This is a genomic window from Serinicoccus chungangensis (assembly GCF_006337125.1).
GTDB classification, from domain to species: Bacteria; Actinomycetota; Actinomycetes; order Actinomycetales; family Dermatophilaceae; genus Ornithinicoccus; species Ornithinicoccus chungangensis.
The window spans coordinates 3,397,848-3,411,860 of sequence record NZ_CP040887.1 but is presented as its reverse complement, the minus strand read 5'-3'; the positions used below and the strand labels follow the sequence as shown (position 1 = coordinate 3,411,860).

Annotated in this window: 13 protein-coding genes; 10 read left to right on the top strand and 3 right to left on the bottom strand. The window is 73.5% G+C overall.

From position 1 onward, the window contains the following. Positions 1–6: 6 nt before the first annotated feature. From FHD63_RS15645 to FHD63_RS15635, 3 genes are read right to left on the bottom strand one after another with little or no spacing between them, the layout of a single operon-like run. Positions 7–2,157: an acyltransferase family protein gene (locus FHD63_RS15645; RefSeq protein ID WP_139722855.1), complete on the bottom strand. Its 2,151-nt coding sequence runs from the start codon at positions 2,155–2,157 to the stop codon at positions 7–9. After that, positions 2,154–4,226 carry an acyltransferase family protein gene (locus tag FHD63_RS15640; RefSeq protein WP_158296818.1) on the bottom strand — a complete coding sequence of 691 codons (2,073 nt, stop codon included), beginning with the start codon at positions 4,224–4,226 and terminating at the stop codon, positions 2,154–2,156. Before FHD63_RS15640 ends, FHD63_RS15645 begins: the two co-directional genes overlap by 4 nt. 46 nt (positions 4,227–4,272) lie before the next feature. Beyond that, entirely contained in the window at positions 4,273–5,439 is a 1,167-nt protein-coding gene (locus tag FHD63_RS15635) for a nucleotide sugar dehydrogenase (protein WP_139722853.1), read from the bottom strand. A 270-nt stretch (positions 5,440–5,709) separates the two neighbouring features. Here FHD63_RS15635 and rpsF point away from each other — a divergent pair, with 270 nt between their 5' ends. The 10 genes from rpsF (at position 5,710) to mnhG (ending at position 13,981) form a co-directional block, all read left to right on the top strand. After that, on the top strand, positions 5,710–5,997 hold the full coding sequence (gene rpsF / locus FHD63_RS15630) for a 30S ribosomal protein S6 (RefSeq protein ID WP_130011812.1): 288 nt from the start codon (positions 5,710–5,712) through the stop codon (positions 5,995–5,997). 58 nt (positions 5,998–6,055) lie between these two features. Next, a complete protein-coding gene (locus tag FHD63_RS15625; protein ID WP_139722852.1) occupies positions 6,056–6,688 on the top strand; it encodes a single-stranded DNA-binding protein in 633 nt (210 codons plus the stop codon). A gap of 89 nt (positions 6,689–6,777) precedes the next feature. Then, positions 6,778–7,014, top strand: coding sequence for a 30S ribosomal protein S18 (gene rpsR, locus FHD63_RS15620; protein WP_010147233.1), 237 nt, complete (start codon positions 6,778–6,780; stop codon positions 7,012–7,014). 20 nt (positions 7,015–7,034) lie between these two features. Then, positions 7,035–7,481, top strand: a complete 447-nt coding sequence (gene rplI, locus FHD63_RS15615) for a 50S ribosomal protein L9 (protein ID WP_139722851.1) — start codon at positions 7,035–7,037, stop codon at positions 7,479–7,481. 214 nt (positions 7,482–7,695) lie between these two features. Further along, positions 7,696–10,650: a Na+/H+ antiporter subunit A gene (locus tag FHD63_RS15610; protein ID WP_139722850.1), complete on the top strand. Its 2,955-nt coding sequence runs from the start codon at positions 7,696–7,698 to the stop codon at positions 10,648–10,650. Then, positions 10,647–11,138, top strand: coding sequence for a Na(+)/H(+) antiporter subunit C (locus tag FHD63_RS15605; protein WP_058890469.1), 492 nt, complete (start codon positions 10,647–10,649; stop codon positions 11,136–11,138). The genes FHD63_RS15610 and FHD63_RS15605 overlap by 4 nt, the downstream gene beginning before the upstream one ends. Continuing rightward, positions 11,135–12,694 carry a Na+/H+ antiporter subunit D gene (locus tag FHD63_RS15600; protein ID WP_139722849.1) on the top strand — a complete coding sequence of 520 codons (1,560 nt, stop codon included), beginning with the start codon at positions 11,135–11,137 and terminating at the stop codon, positions 12,692–12,694. Before FHD63_RS15605 ends, FHD63_RS15600 begins: the two co-directional genes overlap by 4 nt. Then, a complete protein-coding gene (locus tag FHD63_RS15595; protein ID WP_139722848.1) occupies positions 12,691–13,311 on the top strand; it encodes a Na+/H+ antiporter subunit E in 621 nt (206 codons plus the stop codon). The genes FHD63_RS15600 and FHD63_RS15595 overlap by 4 nt, the downstream gene beginning before the upstream one ends. Continuing rightward, a complete protein-coding gene (locus FHD63_RS15590) occupies positions 13,308–13,628 on the top strand; it encodes a monovalent cation/H+ antiporter complex subunit F (RefSeq protein WP_139722847.1) in 321 nt (106 codons plus the stop codon). The genes FHD63_RS15595 and FHD63_RS15590 overlap by 4 nt, the downstream gene beginning before the upstream one ends. Further along, positions 13,625–13,981: a monovalent cation/H(+) antiporter subunit G gene (mnhG, locus tag FHD63_RS15585; RefSeq protein ID WP_058890466.1), complete on the top strand. Its 357-nt coding sequence runs from the start codon at positions 13,625–13,627 to the stop codon at positions 13,979–13,981. The genes FHD63_RS15590 and mnhG overlap by 4 nt, the downstream gene beginning before the upstream one ends. The last annotated feature ends 32 nt before the right edge of the window (positions 13,982–14,013 follow it).

Sequence of the window (14,013 nt, the reverse complement as noted above, 5' to 3'; positions counted from 1 at the left end):
GCCCGCTCAGCGCCCCGGCGCCGGGTCCTGCGGCAGCTCCCAGCTGATCTCCTCCGGCGGGGTCGTCGTGATCCCGAGCCGGGTGAGCTCGTGGTGGAGCACGGGGGTGAGCGAGCGCACGTAGGTCGCGGTCAGGTGGCTGCCCTGACGGTTGACGACGACGCCACCGACGACGGGCGCGCACCCGTCGAGCCGCTCGGGCGCGGGACAGACCCAGGGCAGCAGCTCCACCAGCGGGGCGTCGAGCCGCCCGGCCACCTCGGTGAGCAGGCGGGTCCCGGACGCCGGGGCGGCCGGGCTCCAGCACGGGGTGATGTCCTCGCGGTGCTGGTCCAGGCACTCGAAGCTGCTGACCCCCTCGGCCACCCCGCGCGGTTCGGGCAGCGGGGTGTCGGCGACCAGGACGACCCGGGCGCCCCGGTCGGTGGCCGGCTGCAGCAGGTCGACCATCGAGCCGGCGAGCTCTGCGGGGTAGCCCTGCCCCACCGACGTGAGGACGAGGTCGGGGGCGTTCCCGGCCTCGCCCAGGTGCTGCGAGAGCATCCGGTTGTAGTCGTGGCACTCCGGCGACCGGCCCTCCGCGACGAAGCCGCACGCCGACTTCGTGTAGAACCGCACCCGCCAGCCCTCCTTCAGCCCGATGGCGTGCAGCGCCGAGCTCCACTGCTCCATCTTCGAGTCGCCGACGACGGCCACCTGCAGGTCCCCGTCGGGGTCGCCGAAGGTGCAGTCCTGAGCGCTGGGCAGCCCGGTGCCGCTCGTGCTCACCTGGCAGCCCGCGCGGTAGGCGAGCGAGATGTCCTCGTCGGCCACGGCCGGGTCGGGGACGGGCTGGTCGACCTGGCCGGTCACGGCTCCCGGGTCGTCGACCAGCCCCAGCTGCGCGGTGCCGCGGCTGTCCGGGTCGACCAGGGCGAGGGCGCCCACGGACGCCCGCGCCGCGGCCGCGTCCGGCTCCTCGAGGGAGGGCGCGCTCGCCACGAGCGCGGCCGCCAGGGCGGCCGAGGTGGCCATCGCCGCGGCCCCGGCCAGGAGCGCGGGCCGGGGCGACCGGGTGAGCACCGGGGAGTAGCGCAGCGGGTTCTCGACGAGGTGCAGCGTGAGCCAGGCCAGGAGGACCGCCAGCAGGGCCACGCCCAGGCGCAGCGGCATCCCGGCCCCCGGCACCCGCTCGGCGAGCAGCTGCAGCAGCGGCCAGTGCCAGAGGTAGAGGCCGTAGGACAAACCACCCACGAGGCGCAGCGGCGCGACCCCGAGCAGCCGCGCGACCGGTGAGCCCCCGGGGTGGAGGCCGGCCGCGATGACGGCCGCCGTCGCGAGGGTGGGCAGCGCGGCTGCGGTGCCCGGCCACGGGGTCCCGGTGTCCACCGTGACGAGGGTGAGGGCGATGCCGACGACCCCGCCGGCGGCCAGCAGCGTGCGGGCGGCCTGCGGCAGCCGCTCCAGCGGGGTGAGGAGGACGAGCAGCGCGCCGACCCCCAGCTGCCAGACCCGGGTGGTGGTGGCGAAGTAGGCCTCGCCCGGCGAGGCCGCGGTCCGGACCACGGACCACGCGAAGCTGGCGAGCACCACGACGGTCAGCGCCAGGGTCAGCAGCGGCAGGAGCCGCAGCCCGTGCCGTCGGACCAGCCACAGCACGACGATGATGAGCAGCGGCCACACGACGTAGAACTGCTCCTCCACGGACAGCGACCAGTAGTGCTGCACCAGGGAGGGGTTCTGGTCCTCGGCGAGGTAGTCCACCTCGCGCCACGCGAGGAGCCAGTTGACGACATACCCTGTGGCCGCGAGGACCTCGGTGCCGAGGTCGGCGTGCCGGCCGCGCGGCAGGAGCAGCCACCCGGCCAGCGTCGTGACCACCAGCACCAGCGACGCCGCCGGCAGCAGCCGGCGCGCGCGGCGGGCGTAGAACCGGGGCAGCGAGATGCGCCCGTCCCGCCTGGCCTCGCGCACCAGCTGGCTGGTGATGAGGTAGCCCGAGATGACGAAGAAGACGTCGACGCCGGCGAAGCCGCCGCCGGACCCGGGCAGGCCCACGTGGAAGGCCAGCACCATGAGGACCGCGATCGCGCGCAGCCCTTCGATGTCCCCGCGCAGCCGGCTGGTGCCCGACGCGGGGGAGGCGACCCCGGCCCGCTGGGCGGTGCCGGCGGTCACCGGGCTCCCCCGGAGGGGCGCGGCGGCACGTCGTCCAGCGCGATGTCTCCCGGTGCCGCCTCGGTCAGGCCCAGGGTGCTGAGCTCGCGGTAGAGGAACGGGGTGAGGGAGCGGGCGTAGGTGTCGGTGAGGTGGCTGCCCTGCCGGTAGACCAGCTGGCCCCCCAGGGCGGCCGGACAGGTGCTCTCCTCCGGGCAGATCCACGGGTTGAGGTCGACGACCGGGGCCCCGGTGGCCTCGTGCACGGCCCGCAGGTGCGGCCGGCCGTAGGTGCCCCGGGGCGGGCGCTCGCAGGCCAGCAGGTCCTCGGGGTGCTCGGCCGCGCACTCGTAGGCCTGGTGGTCCGGGTGGGCGTTGTCGTCGACGACGACGACGTCGATCCCGGCGTCGGTGAGGGCGCGCGCGCCCTCAACCATGCCCTCACGCTCCGCCTCCTCGAAGCCGCCGGAGCCGATGAGCACGAGGTGCGGCGGGTCGGCCAGCAGCTGGCGCACGACCTCCTGGCCGAAGGCGTCGCACTCCGGCTCGGTCGCCCCGGCGACGGTGGGCGAGCAGGCGCTCTTGAGGTAGAGCTCGAGGCGCCAGGACTCGGCCTGCGCGATCGCCTCCAGCGCGGAGGCGTACTGCCCGAGCTTGGAGTCGCCCCACAGGGCGACGCGCGTGCCCGACCCGGTGTCGCCGTAGACGCACGACGGGTCCGGCGCCGCCACCCCCTGCTGCAGCTGGCAGCCGTCGGCGTAGTAGCCGGGCACGTCCTGCCGGGCCAGGGCCGGGTCGGGCTGGACCGGGCCGACCCGGTCGTAGGCCCGCCGGGGCAGCGCCACCGGCTCCCAGACGTCGGCCGAGGGGTCGGCCACGAGCGCGGCGGGACCCGGTGCCGTGGTGCTACCGAGGGTCGGTCGGGCGGCCCACGCGACGCCGGCGACCCCGGTCACCAGGGCCATGGCGGTGCCGGCGGCGAGCAGCGAGCGTGCCGGGCGCGCGCTGAGGCGGCGGCTGAAACGCACCGGGTCCTCGACGAGCAGGCGCAGCAGCCAGGCGAGCAGCACGGTGAGCAGGCCGATCAGGGTCAGCCCGGCCGGTCCCAGCGGGCCGCGCTGCTCCTCCACCAGGACCAGCAGCGGCCAGTGGACGAGGTAGATGCCGTAGGACAGCCCGCCGACCCACACCAGGGGCGGTAGCGACAGCGCCCGGCCCACGAGCGTGGTGGTGCCGGAGGTCCCGGCGGCGAGGAGCAGGACGCTGCCGACCACCGGCAGCAGGGCGGCCGTCCCCGGCCAGGGGGTGCCCGGACCGACGACGAGGACGGTGACGAGGACCAGGGCGAGCCCGGTCGCCGCGGCGACCTGAGCCGCCCGGGCCGGCAGGTGGCGCAGCGCGGGCACCGTGAAGGCCAGGAGGCCACCGGCGCCCAGCTCCCACAGGCGCGTGGGGGTGATGAGGTATGCCGTCTGCGGCGACTGCGCCGTGGCGACCACCGACCACCCCAGGGAGAGGGCGGTGACCAGGCCCAGGAGGGCGGCCAGGAGACGGCGCGGGGACGCGCCCGTGCGGGCGGCGAGCGCCAGGCCGAGGAGGACGAGCAGGGGCCACAGCAGGTAGAACTGCTCCTCCACCGCGAGCGACCAGTAGTGCTGCAGCGGCGACACCCCCGCGCCCTCGGCGAGGTAGTCGACCGAGCGGGCGGCGAGGACCCAGTTGACGACGTAGAGCGTCGAGCCGAGCACGTCGGCGACCAGGTCCGGTCGGCTGCTCGTCGGCAGCACGACCCAGCCGGCGGCGAAGGTCGCCGCGACGACCACCAGGGCCGCCGGGAGCAGCCGCCGGACGCGCCGGGCCCAGAAGCCGCCCAGGGACAACCGGCCGGTCCGGTCGATCTCCCTCAGCAGGATGCCGGTGATGAGGAAGCCGGAGATGACGAAGAAGACGTCGACCCCGGCGAAGCCTCCGCCGAGACCCGGGACCCGCAGGTGGTAGAGCAGGACCGCGAGGACGGCGAGCGCCCGCAGCCCCTCGATGTCGCGCCGTCGACCGCGCGCCGGGGAGGCGGAGGGGTCCGGGCGCGACATGGGCCCCATCGTGCCAAACGCCGGTGGGAGGACCCGCGTCGAGCGGTCAGTCCCGACCGTAGAGGTCGCGGGTGTAGAGCGTGTCGCCGAAGGTCTCGCTGTGCTCGTCGAGACGGTTGGCGATGACGATGTCGGCCATCTCCGCGAACGCGCCGAGGTCGCGCACGACGCGGCACCCCTGGAAGGTGTCGCGGTCGTAGGACGGCTCGTAGATGACGATCTCCACCCCGCGGGCCTGCAGCCGGGACATGACGCCCTGCACGCTGGAGGCGCGGAAGTTGTCGGACCCGGACTTCATGATGAGGCGGTAGATGCCGACCCGGCGCGGGTGCCGGTCCAGGATGTCGGCCGCGATGAAGTCCATCCGGGTGGTGTTGGCGTCGACCACCGCGGTGATGAGGGTCTGCGGGACGGTGCCGTAGTTGGCCAGCAGCTGGCGGGTGTCCTTGGGCAGGCAGTAGCCGCCGTAGCCGAAGCTGGGGTTGTTGTAGTGGGCGCCGATGCGGGGGTCCAGACCCACGCCCTCGATGATCTGGCGCGTGTCGAGGCCCCGGGTCACGGCATACGTGTCCAGCTCGTTGAAGTAGGCCACCCGCATGGCGAGGTAGGTGTTGGCGAAGAGCTTGATGGCCTCGGCCTCGGTGGAGTGGGTGAGCAGCACCGGCACGTCGGTGTCCAGCGCGCCCTCCAGGAGCAGGTCGGCGAACTCCTGGCCGCGCTCACCGGTGTCGCCGACGATGATCCGGGAGGGGTGCAGGTTGTCGTGCAGGGCGCGGCCCTCCCGCAGGAACTCCGGGCTGAAGATGATGGTCGCGCCCGGGTGCTCGGCCCGCAGCTGCTCGGTGTAGCCGACCGGGATCGTGGACTTGATGACGATCGCGGCGTCGGGGTTGGTGGCGCGCACGTCGGCGACGACGGACTCCACGCTGCGGGTGTCGAAGAAGTTGGTCTCGGTGTCGTAGTCCGTCGGGGTCGCGACCACCACCCAGTCGGCGTCGGCGTAGGCCTCCTGCGCGTCGGTGGTGGCGTGCAGGTCCAGCTCCCGCGTCGCGAGGTAGGCGCTGATCTCCGGGTCCTGGATCGGGCTGCGGCGCTCGTTGATGAGCGCGACCTTGGCCGGGTCGATGTCCAGCGCGGACACGCGGTGGTGCTGGGCCAGGACCACGGCGAGGGAGAGCCCCACGTATCCGGTGCCGGCGATGGCGATCTTCATGCCTCTCCTTCGGGTCGGTCGTGGCCAGTATGTCGCGGCGCAGGTGAGAACATCATGAGGCGGTGGGCGGGATTAGGCGTGGGTCCGCCGCGGCCGGTATCGTGGTCGGGTTCACCGCCGTCCGCGGCTCCGGGACCCCGGGGCCTGTGGACAGTTCCTGCGGGCGTGCCGCGACGATGGCATGCTGGCGGGGAAGCGGTGAGACGTGTGAAGCCCTCCTGTCACGGAGAGACCGTGACCGCTACAGACCGAAGGAGGTGGGTCCTCACCATGCGTCAGTACGAACTCATGATCATCCTCGACCCCGAGACCGACGAGCGCACCCTCCAGCCCACGCTGGAGAAGATGCTCGCCGTCGTCCCCAAGGACGGTGGCTCGGTCGACGAGATCGACGTCATGGGCCGGCGCCGCCTGGCCTACGAGATCAAGAAGCAGGCCGAAGGGATCTACGCGGTGGTCAACCTGACCGCGGAGCCCGCGACGGCCAAGGAGCTGGACCGTCAGCTCGGGCTCAACGAGTCCGTCCTGAGGACCAAGCTGCTGCGCCGCGACGCCTGAGCCTCGCGCCGCACCCCCCGCCCCGCCCGACCGCACGACCCGCGAAGGAGCACCTGACATGGCCGGAGAGACTCCGATCACCGTCGTCGGCAACCTGACCGCCGACCCCGAGCTGCGCTTCACCCCCAGCGGTGCGGCCGTCGCGAACTTCACCGTGGCCTCGACGCCGCGGCAGTTCGACCGGCAGACCAACGAGTTCAAGGACGGCGAGACGCTGTTCATGCGCTGCTCGGTCTGGCGCGAGGCCGCCGAGCACGTCTCGGAGTCGCTGCACCGCGGTGACCGCGTCATCGCCACCGGCCGGCTGGTCTCCCGCTCCTGGCAGACCCAGGAGGGTGAGAACCGCACCGTCATGGAGATGCAGGTCGACGAGGTCGGTCCGTCCATGCGGTATGCCACCGCCCAGGTCACCAAGGCCCAGCGCGGCCAGGGTGGCGGCGGAGGTGGCTGGCAGGGCGGCCAGGGTGGCCAGTCCGGCGGCCAGCAGGGCGGCTGGGGCGGCAGCTCCGGTGGCCAGCAGGGCGGCCAGTCCGGCCAGTCCGGCGGTCAGCAGTCCGGTGGCCAGTCGGCTCCGGCCAACGACCCCTGGGCCACCGGCGGGGCCAGCACCACTCCCGGTGGGGGCTCCGGCGGCTCCGGCGGGGGCTCGGGATGGGGCGGCGCGCCGTCCTACGACGAGCCGCCCTTCTGAACCGACCGCCCCACCACAGCACCACACCGTTCCATCACCACCATCCCGAGCGATGAGCTCGGGCTCTCACGAAAGGGGAGAGCACCACGATGGCCAAGCCCGTCATGCGTAAGCCGAAGAAGAAGGCGAACCCGCTCAAGTCCGCGAAGATCGAGTCGATCGACTACAAGGACACCGCGCTGCTGCGCAAGTTCATCTCCGACCGGGGCAAGATCCGTGCCCGTCGGGTGACCGGTGTCTCCGTCCAGGAGCAGCGTCGCATCGCCAACGCCGTCAAGAACGCCCGCGAGATGGCGCTGCTGCCCTACAGCAGCTCCGCCCGCTGAGCCGGCGAAGGAGCATCCACATGAAGATCATCCTCATCCAGCCCGTCACCGGCCTCGGTGACGCCGGCGACGTCGTCGACGTCAAGGACGGCTACGCTCGCAACTTCCTGCTGCCCCGCAAGGTGGCGACGCCCTGGACCAAGGGCGGCCAGAAGCAGGTCGACTCGATCAAGGCCGCGCGCGACAAGCGCGCGGTCCGCAGCGCCGAGGACGCCGCCGCCGCCAAGGCCCGGCTCGAGGGCGCCGAGATCACCGTCGCCGCGCGCGCCGGCTCCGGCGGCCGCCTCTTCGGCGCCGTCACCCCCGGTGAGATCGCCGACGCGATCGCCGCCGGTGGTGGCCCGCAGGTCGACAAGCGCCGCATCGAGGTCCGTAGCCCGATCCGGAGCGTCGGCGAGCACGCCGTGCACGTGCGTCTGCACGAGGACGTCGCGGCCGACGTCACCGTGAGCGTCGTCGCCGGCTGACCGACGGCTGCGCGCACACCGCAGCGGACGGCCCCGTCTCCCCCCGAGGGAGGCGGGGCCGTCCGTCGTTCGTCGGCAGGGCTGACGGCCGTTCCTTGTCGGCAGCGCCTCCACCTGGTGGCGGTGTCGGTGCGAGGGCGAAGGCCAGCATTTGGGGAGGGCGCCGCGCCCCGATAAACTTGGTGGACGAGTCAAGCACCGAGGGGAGACCAGCGTGATCCTGGCTCTCCTGGGGGCGCACCTCGCCGCAGCAGTCGTCGCCCCCTCCCTCATGCGGGTCCTCGGCGGCCGGGCGTTCGCGGTGCTGGCGCTCGTGCCCGCCGCGTCCGCCGCCTGGCTCGCGACCCAGGCCGGTGGCGGCGGCGCCGTGCACGAGGAGTCCGTCGCCTGGGTCCCGGACCTCGGCCTGGCCCTCGCCTTCCGGCTCGACACCCTGTCGACGGTCCTCGCCCTCGTCGTCACGGTCGTCGGCGCGCTGATCCTGCTCTACTGCTCCCGCTACGTCGACCTGCGCACCACGGGGGGCAGCCCGGGTCTGCTCGGCGGGGCGCTCGTGGGCTTCGCCGGCGCCATGCTGGGCCTGGTCACCACGGACGACCTCCTGGCGCTCTACGTGTTCTGGGAGATCACGACCGTCCTGTCCTACCTGCTCGTGGGCTACCTCACCACCAGCGCCGCGAGCACCCGCGCCGCCCGCCAGGCCCTGGTGGTCACCGCGGGCGGGGGACTGGCGATGCTCGTCGGGGTCGTCATCCTCGGCGAGACGGCGGGCACCTACCGCATCAGCGAGCTCGTGGCCGACCCGGTCACCTCGACCGGCCCGCTGGTCGCCTGGGGCGTCGGCCTGCTGCTGCTGGGAGCGATCACCAAGTCGGCGCTGGTGCCGTTCCACTTCTGGCTCCCCGGGGCGATGGCCGCCCCCACCCCGGTGAGCGCCTACCTGCACGCCGCGGCGATGGTCAAGGCGGGTGTCTACCTCGTGGCCAGGTTCGCCCCCGGGTATGCCGACCTCCCGGTCTGGCAGGTCCTGGTGCTGGGGCTCGGGGCGGGCACCATGCTCCTGGGCGGGGTCCGCGCGACCCGCCAGCTCGACCTCAAGCTGCTGCTGGCCTACGGCACGGTGAGCCAGCTCGGGATGCTGGTCCTCCTGCTGGGCTACGGCACCGAGGGTGCCGCGCTGGCCGGGCTCACCCTGCTCCTCGCGCACGCGCTCTTCAAGTCCGCGCTCTTCCTCACCGTCGGGGCGATCGACCACGCCACCGGCACCCGCGACATACGCCACCTCCGCGGGGTCGGTCGTCGCGCACCCTGGCTCATGGTGGCGGGGACCCTGGCCGCCGCCTCGATGGCCGGACTGCCGGTGCTGCTCGGGTTCGTCGGCAAGGAGGCGGCGCTCACGTCCCTGCTCACGCCGGCGGCCGGGTGGGCCTCGCTGCAGGGGGTGGCCGCGGTGGCCTTCGTGCTCGGCTCGGTGCTCACCATGGCCTACTCGCTGCGCTTCGTGTGGGGCGCCTTCACGGACGGCGCGCGCCCGCCCGCGGGTGGGCCGGTGTCGGTGGCCCCGCGCGCCCACGCCTGGCACGCCCCCGGGGCCGTGCTCGTGGGGATCCCGTTGGTGCTGGCGCTCACCGGCCTCCTGCTGGGGCCGACCTCGACCTGGCTCGAGCAGGGGCTGGAGGGCTACTCCGCCACCGCGCAGCGGGTGGCGAGCACCGGACCGGAGGTCCACCTGGGCCTGTGGCACGGGGTCAACGTCCCGCTGCTCGTCTCCGTCGGCGTGTGGGTCCTCGGCGGCTTGTGGTTCTGGCTCCAGGCGCGTCGACCCGCCGAGGTGCCGATCCCGCTTTCGCCCTTCGACGCCGCCCGGGCCTACCACGGCCTGATGCGGGGCCTGGACCGGCTCGCGCTGGAGACCACGGGCTTCCTGCAGCGTGGCTCGCTCCCGCTGCTGCTGGGGACGATCTTCACCGTGCTGGTGCTGCTGCCCGGCACGCAGCTGCTGCTGGGGGCGAACCGTTGGCCGCAGCGCGACCAGCTGCGCCTGGCCGAGAGCGCGGCGCAGGTCGCGGTGGCGGCCCTGGTGGTCGCCTCGGCCGTGCTGGCCGCGCGGGCCCGTCGCCGGCTGCGGGCGGCGTTCCTGGTGGCGGTGACGGGCTACGGCACGGCCATCCTGTTCCTGCTCCACGGCGCCCCGGACCTGGCGCTCACCCAGATCCTCGTCGAGACCGTGTCGCTGGTGGTGCTGGTGCTCGTCCTGCGCCGGCTGTCCGGTCGCTTCCCCGACGACCCGAGCACCCTGACCCGCCGGCTCCGGGCGCTGCTCGGCGTCGCGGTGGGGGTCGTCGTGGGCGCGACCACGCTGGTGGTCACCGCCTCCCGGGTCCACGCCCCGGCCGCCGGGGACCTGGCCGAGCGGTCCGTCGACTACGGGGCCGGCCGCAACATCGTCAACGTCATCCTCGTCGACGTCCGGGCCTGGGACACGATGGGCGAGCTGTCCGTGGTGCTGGCCTGCGCGACCGGCGTGGCCAGCCTGGTGTTCCTCCGCGAGGAGGCCATGGACCGCGTCCGGGCCGGACTGCGCAGCGCCCGCGGCGACCGGGCCGGGATGCGGGCGGGCACCTCCGAGACCACGGGGGCCATCCTGCCCAGCCGCCGTATCTCCGGCATCCTCGCGCTGGACCCGGAGCGGCGCTCGGTGATCCTGGAGGTGGTGACCCGGCTGGTCTTCCACACGATCCTGCTGTGGTCGGTCTACCTGCTCCTCTCCGGCCACAACCAGCCCGGCGGCGGCTTCGCCGCCGGCATCGTGGCCGGGCTCGCCCTCTGCCTGCGCTACCTCGGGGGTCGTGGCTACGAGCTGCGGGCCGCGCTCCCGGTGATGCCTGCCGTGCTGCTCGGCAGCGGGCTGTTCATCGCCGCCGGGTCCGCCGTGATCCCCATGCTCTTCGGCTCCGCGGCCCTGCGGACCTGGGACGCCTACCTCACCATCCCGCTGGTGGGCGAGGTGCACCTGGTGACCTCGCTGCTCTTCGACATCGGCGTCTACCTCGTCGTCATCGGCCTCATGCTCGACGTGCTGCGCAGCCTGGGCTCCGGCATCGACGCCCAGATCGCCCGCGAGCGCGAGCGTGAGGACGAGCGCGCCGAGGCGGAGGTGCGCCCATGACCGTCAACGTGACCCTCATCCTCGTGGCCAGCGTGCTCGTCGGCACCGGCGCCTACCTCTTCCTGTCCCGGTCGCTGGTGCGCGCGCTCATGGGCTTCCTGCTCATGGGCAACGGGGTCAACCTGCTGTTCGTCGTCGGCTCCGGCCCGGCGGGCTCGCCGCCCATCGTCGGCGCCGGTGACGGGGGCCCCATGGCCGACCCGGTGCCCCAGGCGCTGGTGCTGACGGCCATCGTCATCACCCTGGCGATGACGGCCTTCGTGCTCGCGCTCGCCCACCGGGGCTGGCAGGTGGGCCGGGACGACCTCGTCGCCGACGACACCGAGTCCGCCCGCATCCACGCCCGCGCCGAGGCCGACGACCTCGGCGGCCAGCCCGGTGCCCGTGAGCAGGCGGAGGAGATCGCCGCCGAGACCGAGCGCTCGGAGCGGGCCCACCACGGTCGCCGCGACGACGAGGCGCACGACGACGAGGGGGGCACCGCATGAGCGACGGCTACGCCTGGATGGTGCCCCTGCTGGTCCTGCTGCCGCTGATCGGCGCCGGGCTCACCCTGGCCGCGGCCGGGCGCACCGCCGTGCAGCGGGTGGTGAGCGTCACCGCGCTCTCGGGGATGACCGTGCTGGCCGGGGTGCTGCTGTGGGCCAGCGACACCCAGGGGCCCCAGGTGATGTTCGTCGGGGGCTGGGCCGCGAACGAGGGCATCGTGCTGGTGGTGGACCGGCTGGCGGCGCTCATGGTGATCGTCTCGACGATCGTCACGCTGGCGGTCCTCGCGTACTCGATCGGCCAGGGCGCGAGCGGATTCGACGAGGAGAGCGACGGGCACTCCCCGCTGCCGGTCTTCCACCCCACGCTGCTGGTGCTGGCGGCCGGGGTGACCACCACCTTCATCTCCGGCGACCTGTTCCACCTCTACGTCGGCTTCGAGATGCTGCTCTCGGCGAGCTTCGTGCTGCTGACGCTGGGTGGCACCGCCGAGCGGGTCCGGGCGGGCACGACATACGTGCTGGTCTCGCTGCTGTCCTCGATCATCTTCCTCGCGGCGATCGGGCTCACCTACGGAGCCACGGGCACCATCAACCTGGCCCTGCTCAGCGAGCGGCTCGGGGAGATCGCGCCCGGCACGGCCGCGCTGCTGCAGCTCATGCTGCTGGTCGCCTTCGCGGTCAAGGCGGCCGTCTTCCCCATGTCGGGATGGCTGCCCGACTCCTACCCGACGGCGCCCGCACCGGTGACCGCGGTCTTCGCCGGGCTGCTGACCAAGGTCGGCATCTACGCGATGATCCGCACCCAGACGCTGCTGTTCCCCGGGTCCTCGTTCAGCGACCTGCTGCTGGTGGCCGCGCTGCTCACGATGATCGTGGGGATCCTCGGCGCGATCGCCCAGGACGACATCAAGCGGATGCTGAGCTTCACCCTTGTCAGCCACATCGGGTTCCTCCTCTTCGGCATCGCGCTGGGCAGCACCCACGGGCTGGCCGCCGCGATCTTCTACGTGGTCCACCACATCACCGTGCAGACCACGCTCTTCCTCGTCCTGGGGCTGGTCGAGCGGGTCGGTGGCTCGACGGACAGCACCCGGCTGGGTGACCTGGCCAGGATCTCGCCCCTGGTGGGGGTCCTGTTCTTCGTGCCCGCGATGAACATGGCCGGGATCCCCCCGTTCAGCGGCTTCCTCGGCAAGGTCGGTCTGGTCCAGGCCGGCGTGGCCGAGGGGTCCTGGCTGGCGCTGCTGCTCGTGGCCGGCTCGGTGCTGACCTCCCTGCTCACCCTGTATGCCGTCGCGAAGGTGTGGGGGCGCGCGTTCTGGTCCGAGAACGCCCGCGGCATCACCGGTCAGGGACCGGTGCGCGGTGGGCACCACGAGGCCCTCGGCCTCGGGGTGCTGGCACCGACCATGGCGCTCGTCGCCGTCGGGCTGGCGCTGACCGTGGTGGCCGGGCCGCTCTTCGACATCACCACGCGGTCCGCCGTCGACCTCGTGCTGCGCGAGCCCTACCTGGACGCGGTCCTCGGGGTCCGGGCGGAGGCCGGGCTGTGACGGGCGCCGACCGGCTGCGGCGGCGGGGCGTGCGTCGTCTCCTCCCGCCCGTGTCGCCGTGGGGGTTGCTCTGGCTCACCGCCGTCTGGGTGCTGCTGTGGGGCAGCCTCGACGTGCTCAACGTCCTGGGGGGTGTGCTCGTCGCGCTGCTGGTGCTCGTGCTCTTCCCGCTGCCCAGGGTCGACCTCCACCTGCGGGTGCGGCCGCTGGGGCTGCTGGTGCTCCTCGGCCGCTTCCTCCTGGACCTGGTCCGCGCCTCGGTCGAGGTCGCCTGGCTCTCCGTCCGGCCCGGGCCGGTCGCCACGGGGGTGGTGATGGACCTGCAGCTGGCCACCGACGACCCGCTGCTGCAGACGCTGACCGCGGAGATGGTCTCGCTGGTGCCGGGGTCGGTGGTCATCGAGCTGGACCCGGGCAGCCGGGTGCTGACGCTGCACGCGCTCGACGTGCGCACGCGACACCAGGCCGAGCGGGTCCGCCACAAGGTGCGTGCGCAGGAGGCGAGGGTGCTGCGCGCCCTGCACCCCGACCCGGCGTCCGTGCTGGACCCCCGGCGGCACCGGCGCGGGACCCCGGGCGCCGGGGCGGGAGCCACGAGCGAGGAGGAGACCTCATGAGCATCGACCTGGTCGAGACCGTCCTGACCTGGATCGTCGGTGGGCTGCTGGCGGTCTCGGCCACGCTGACCCTCATCCGCATCACCATCGGGCCCAGCGTGCTGGACCGGGTGGTCGCCACGGACGTCCTCGTGTCCATCGTCATCTGCGCCCTGGGGGCCTACGCCGCCCTGAGCGACGCCTGGACCACGCTGCCCCTGCTCATCTCGCTGTCCCTGGTCGGCTTCCTCGGCTCGGTCGCGGTGGCCCGATTCGTGGCGCGGGACCGGGACACCCCCGCACCCCTGCCGGTGCCGGACGGGGAGGAGACGTCATGACGGCGGTCGACGTGCTGGACGTCCTGGGGCTGGTCTGCCTGCTCCTCGGCGCCCTGCTCTGCCTCGCCGCGGCCATCGGGCTGCTGCGCTTCCCCGACCTGCTCACCCGCATGCACGCCGGGACCAAGCCGCAGGTGCTGGGGGTGCTCCTGGTCATCCTGGGCGTCGGGCTGCGCTCGCGCTCGGGGCTGGACGTCGGGATGCTCGTGCTCATCGGGCTCTTCCAGCTGCTGACCATCCCGGCGGGGTCGCACATGGTGGGCCGCGCCGGCTTCCGGACCGGCCAGATCGCCCCGGCGCACATCCACCTGGGGCAGCGCGACGACGAGGGGGATCCCCGGCCCCAGGGGTAGCCGCCCAGGTATCTGACGCGCGGCCGACGGCT

Excerpts from the sequence above, each read along its gene's own strand:
- FHD63_RS15640 (WP_158296818.1), bottom strand. The coding sequence starts at position 4,226 with ATGTCGCGCCCGGACCCCTCCGCCTCCCCGGCGCGCGGTCGACGGCGC.
- rpsF (WP_130011812.1), top strand. The coding sequence starts at position 5,710 with ATGCGTCAGTACGAACTCATGATCATCCTCGACCCCGAGACCGACGAG.
- FHD63_RS15625 (WP_139722852.1), top strand. The coding sequence starts at position 6,056 with ATGGCCGGAGAGACTCCGATCACCGTCGTCGGCAACCTGACCGCCGAC.
- rplI (WP_139722851.1), top strand. The coding sequence starts at position 7,035 with ATGAAGATCATCCTCATCCAGCCCGTCACCGGCCTCGGTGACGCCGGC.
- rpsR (WP_010147233.1), top strand. The coding sequence starts at position 6,778 with ATGGCCAAGCCCGTCATGCGTAAGCCGAAGAAGAAGGCGAACCCGCTC.
- FHD63_RS15635 (WP_139722853.1), bottom strand. The coding sequence starts at position 5,439 with ATGAAGATCGCCATCGCCGGCACCGGATACGTGGGGCTCTCCCTCGCC.
- FHD63_RS15605 (WP_058890469.1), top strand. The coding sequence starts at position 10,647 with ATGACCGTCAACGTGACCCTCATCCTCGTGGCCAGCGTGCTCGTCGGC.
- mnhG (WP_058890466.1), top strand. The coding sequence starts at position 13,625 with ATGACGGCGGTCGACGTGCTGGACGTCCTGGGGCTGGTCTGCCTGCTC.
- FHD63_RS15600 (WP_139722849.1), top strand. The coding sequence starts at position 11,135 with ATGAGCGACGGCTACGCCTGGATGGTGCCCCTGCTGGTCCTGCTGCCG.
- FHD63_RS15590 (WP_139722847.1), top strand. The coding sequence starts at position 13,308 with ATGAGCATCGACCTGGTCGAGACCGTCCTGACCTGGATCGTCGGTGGG.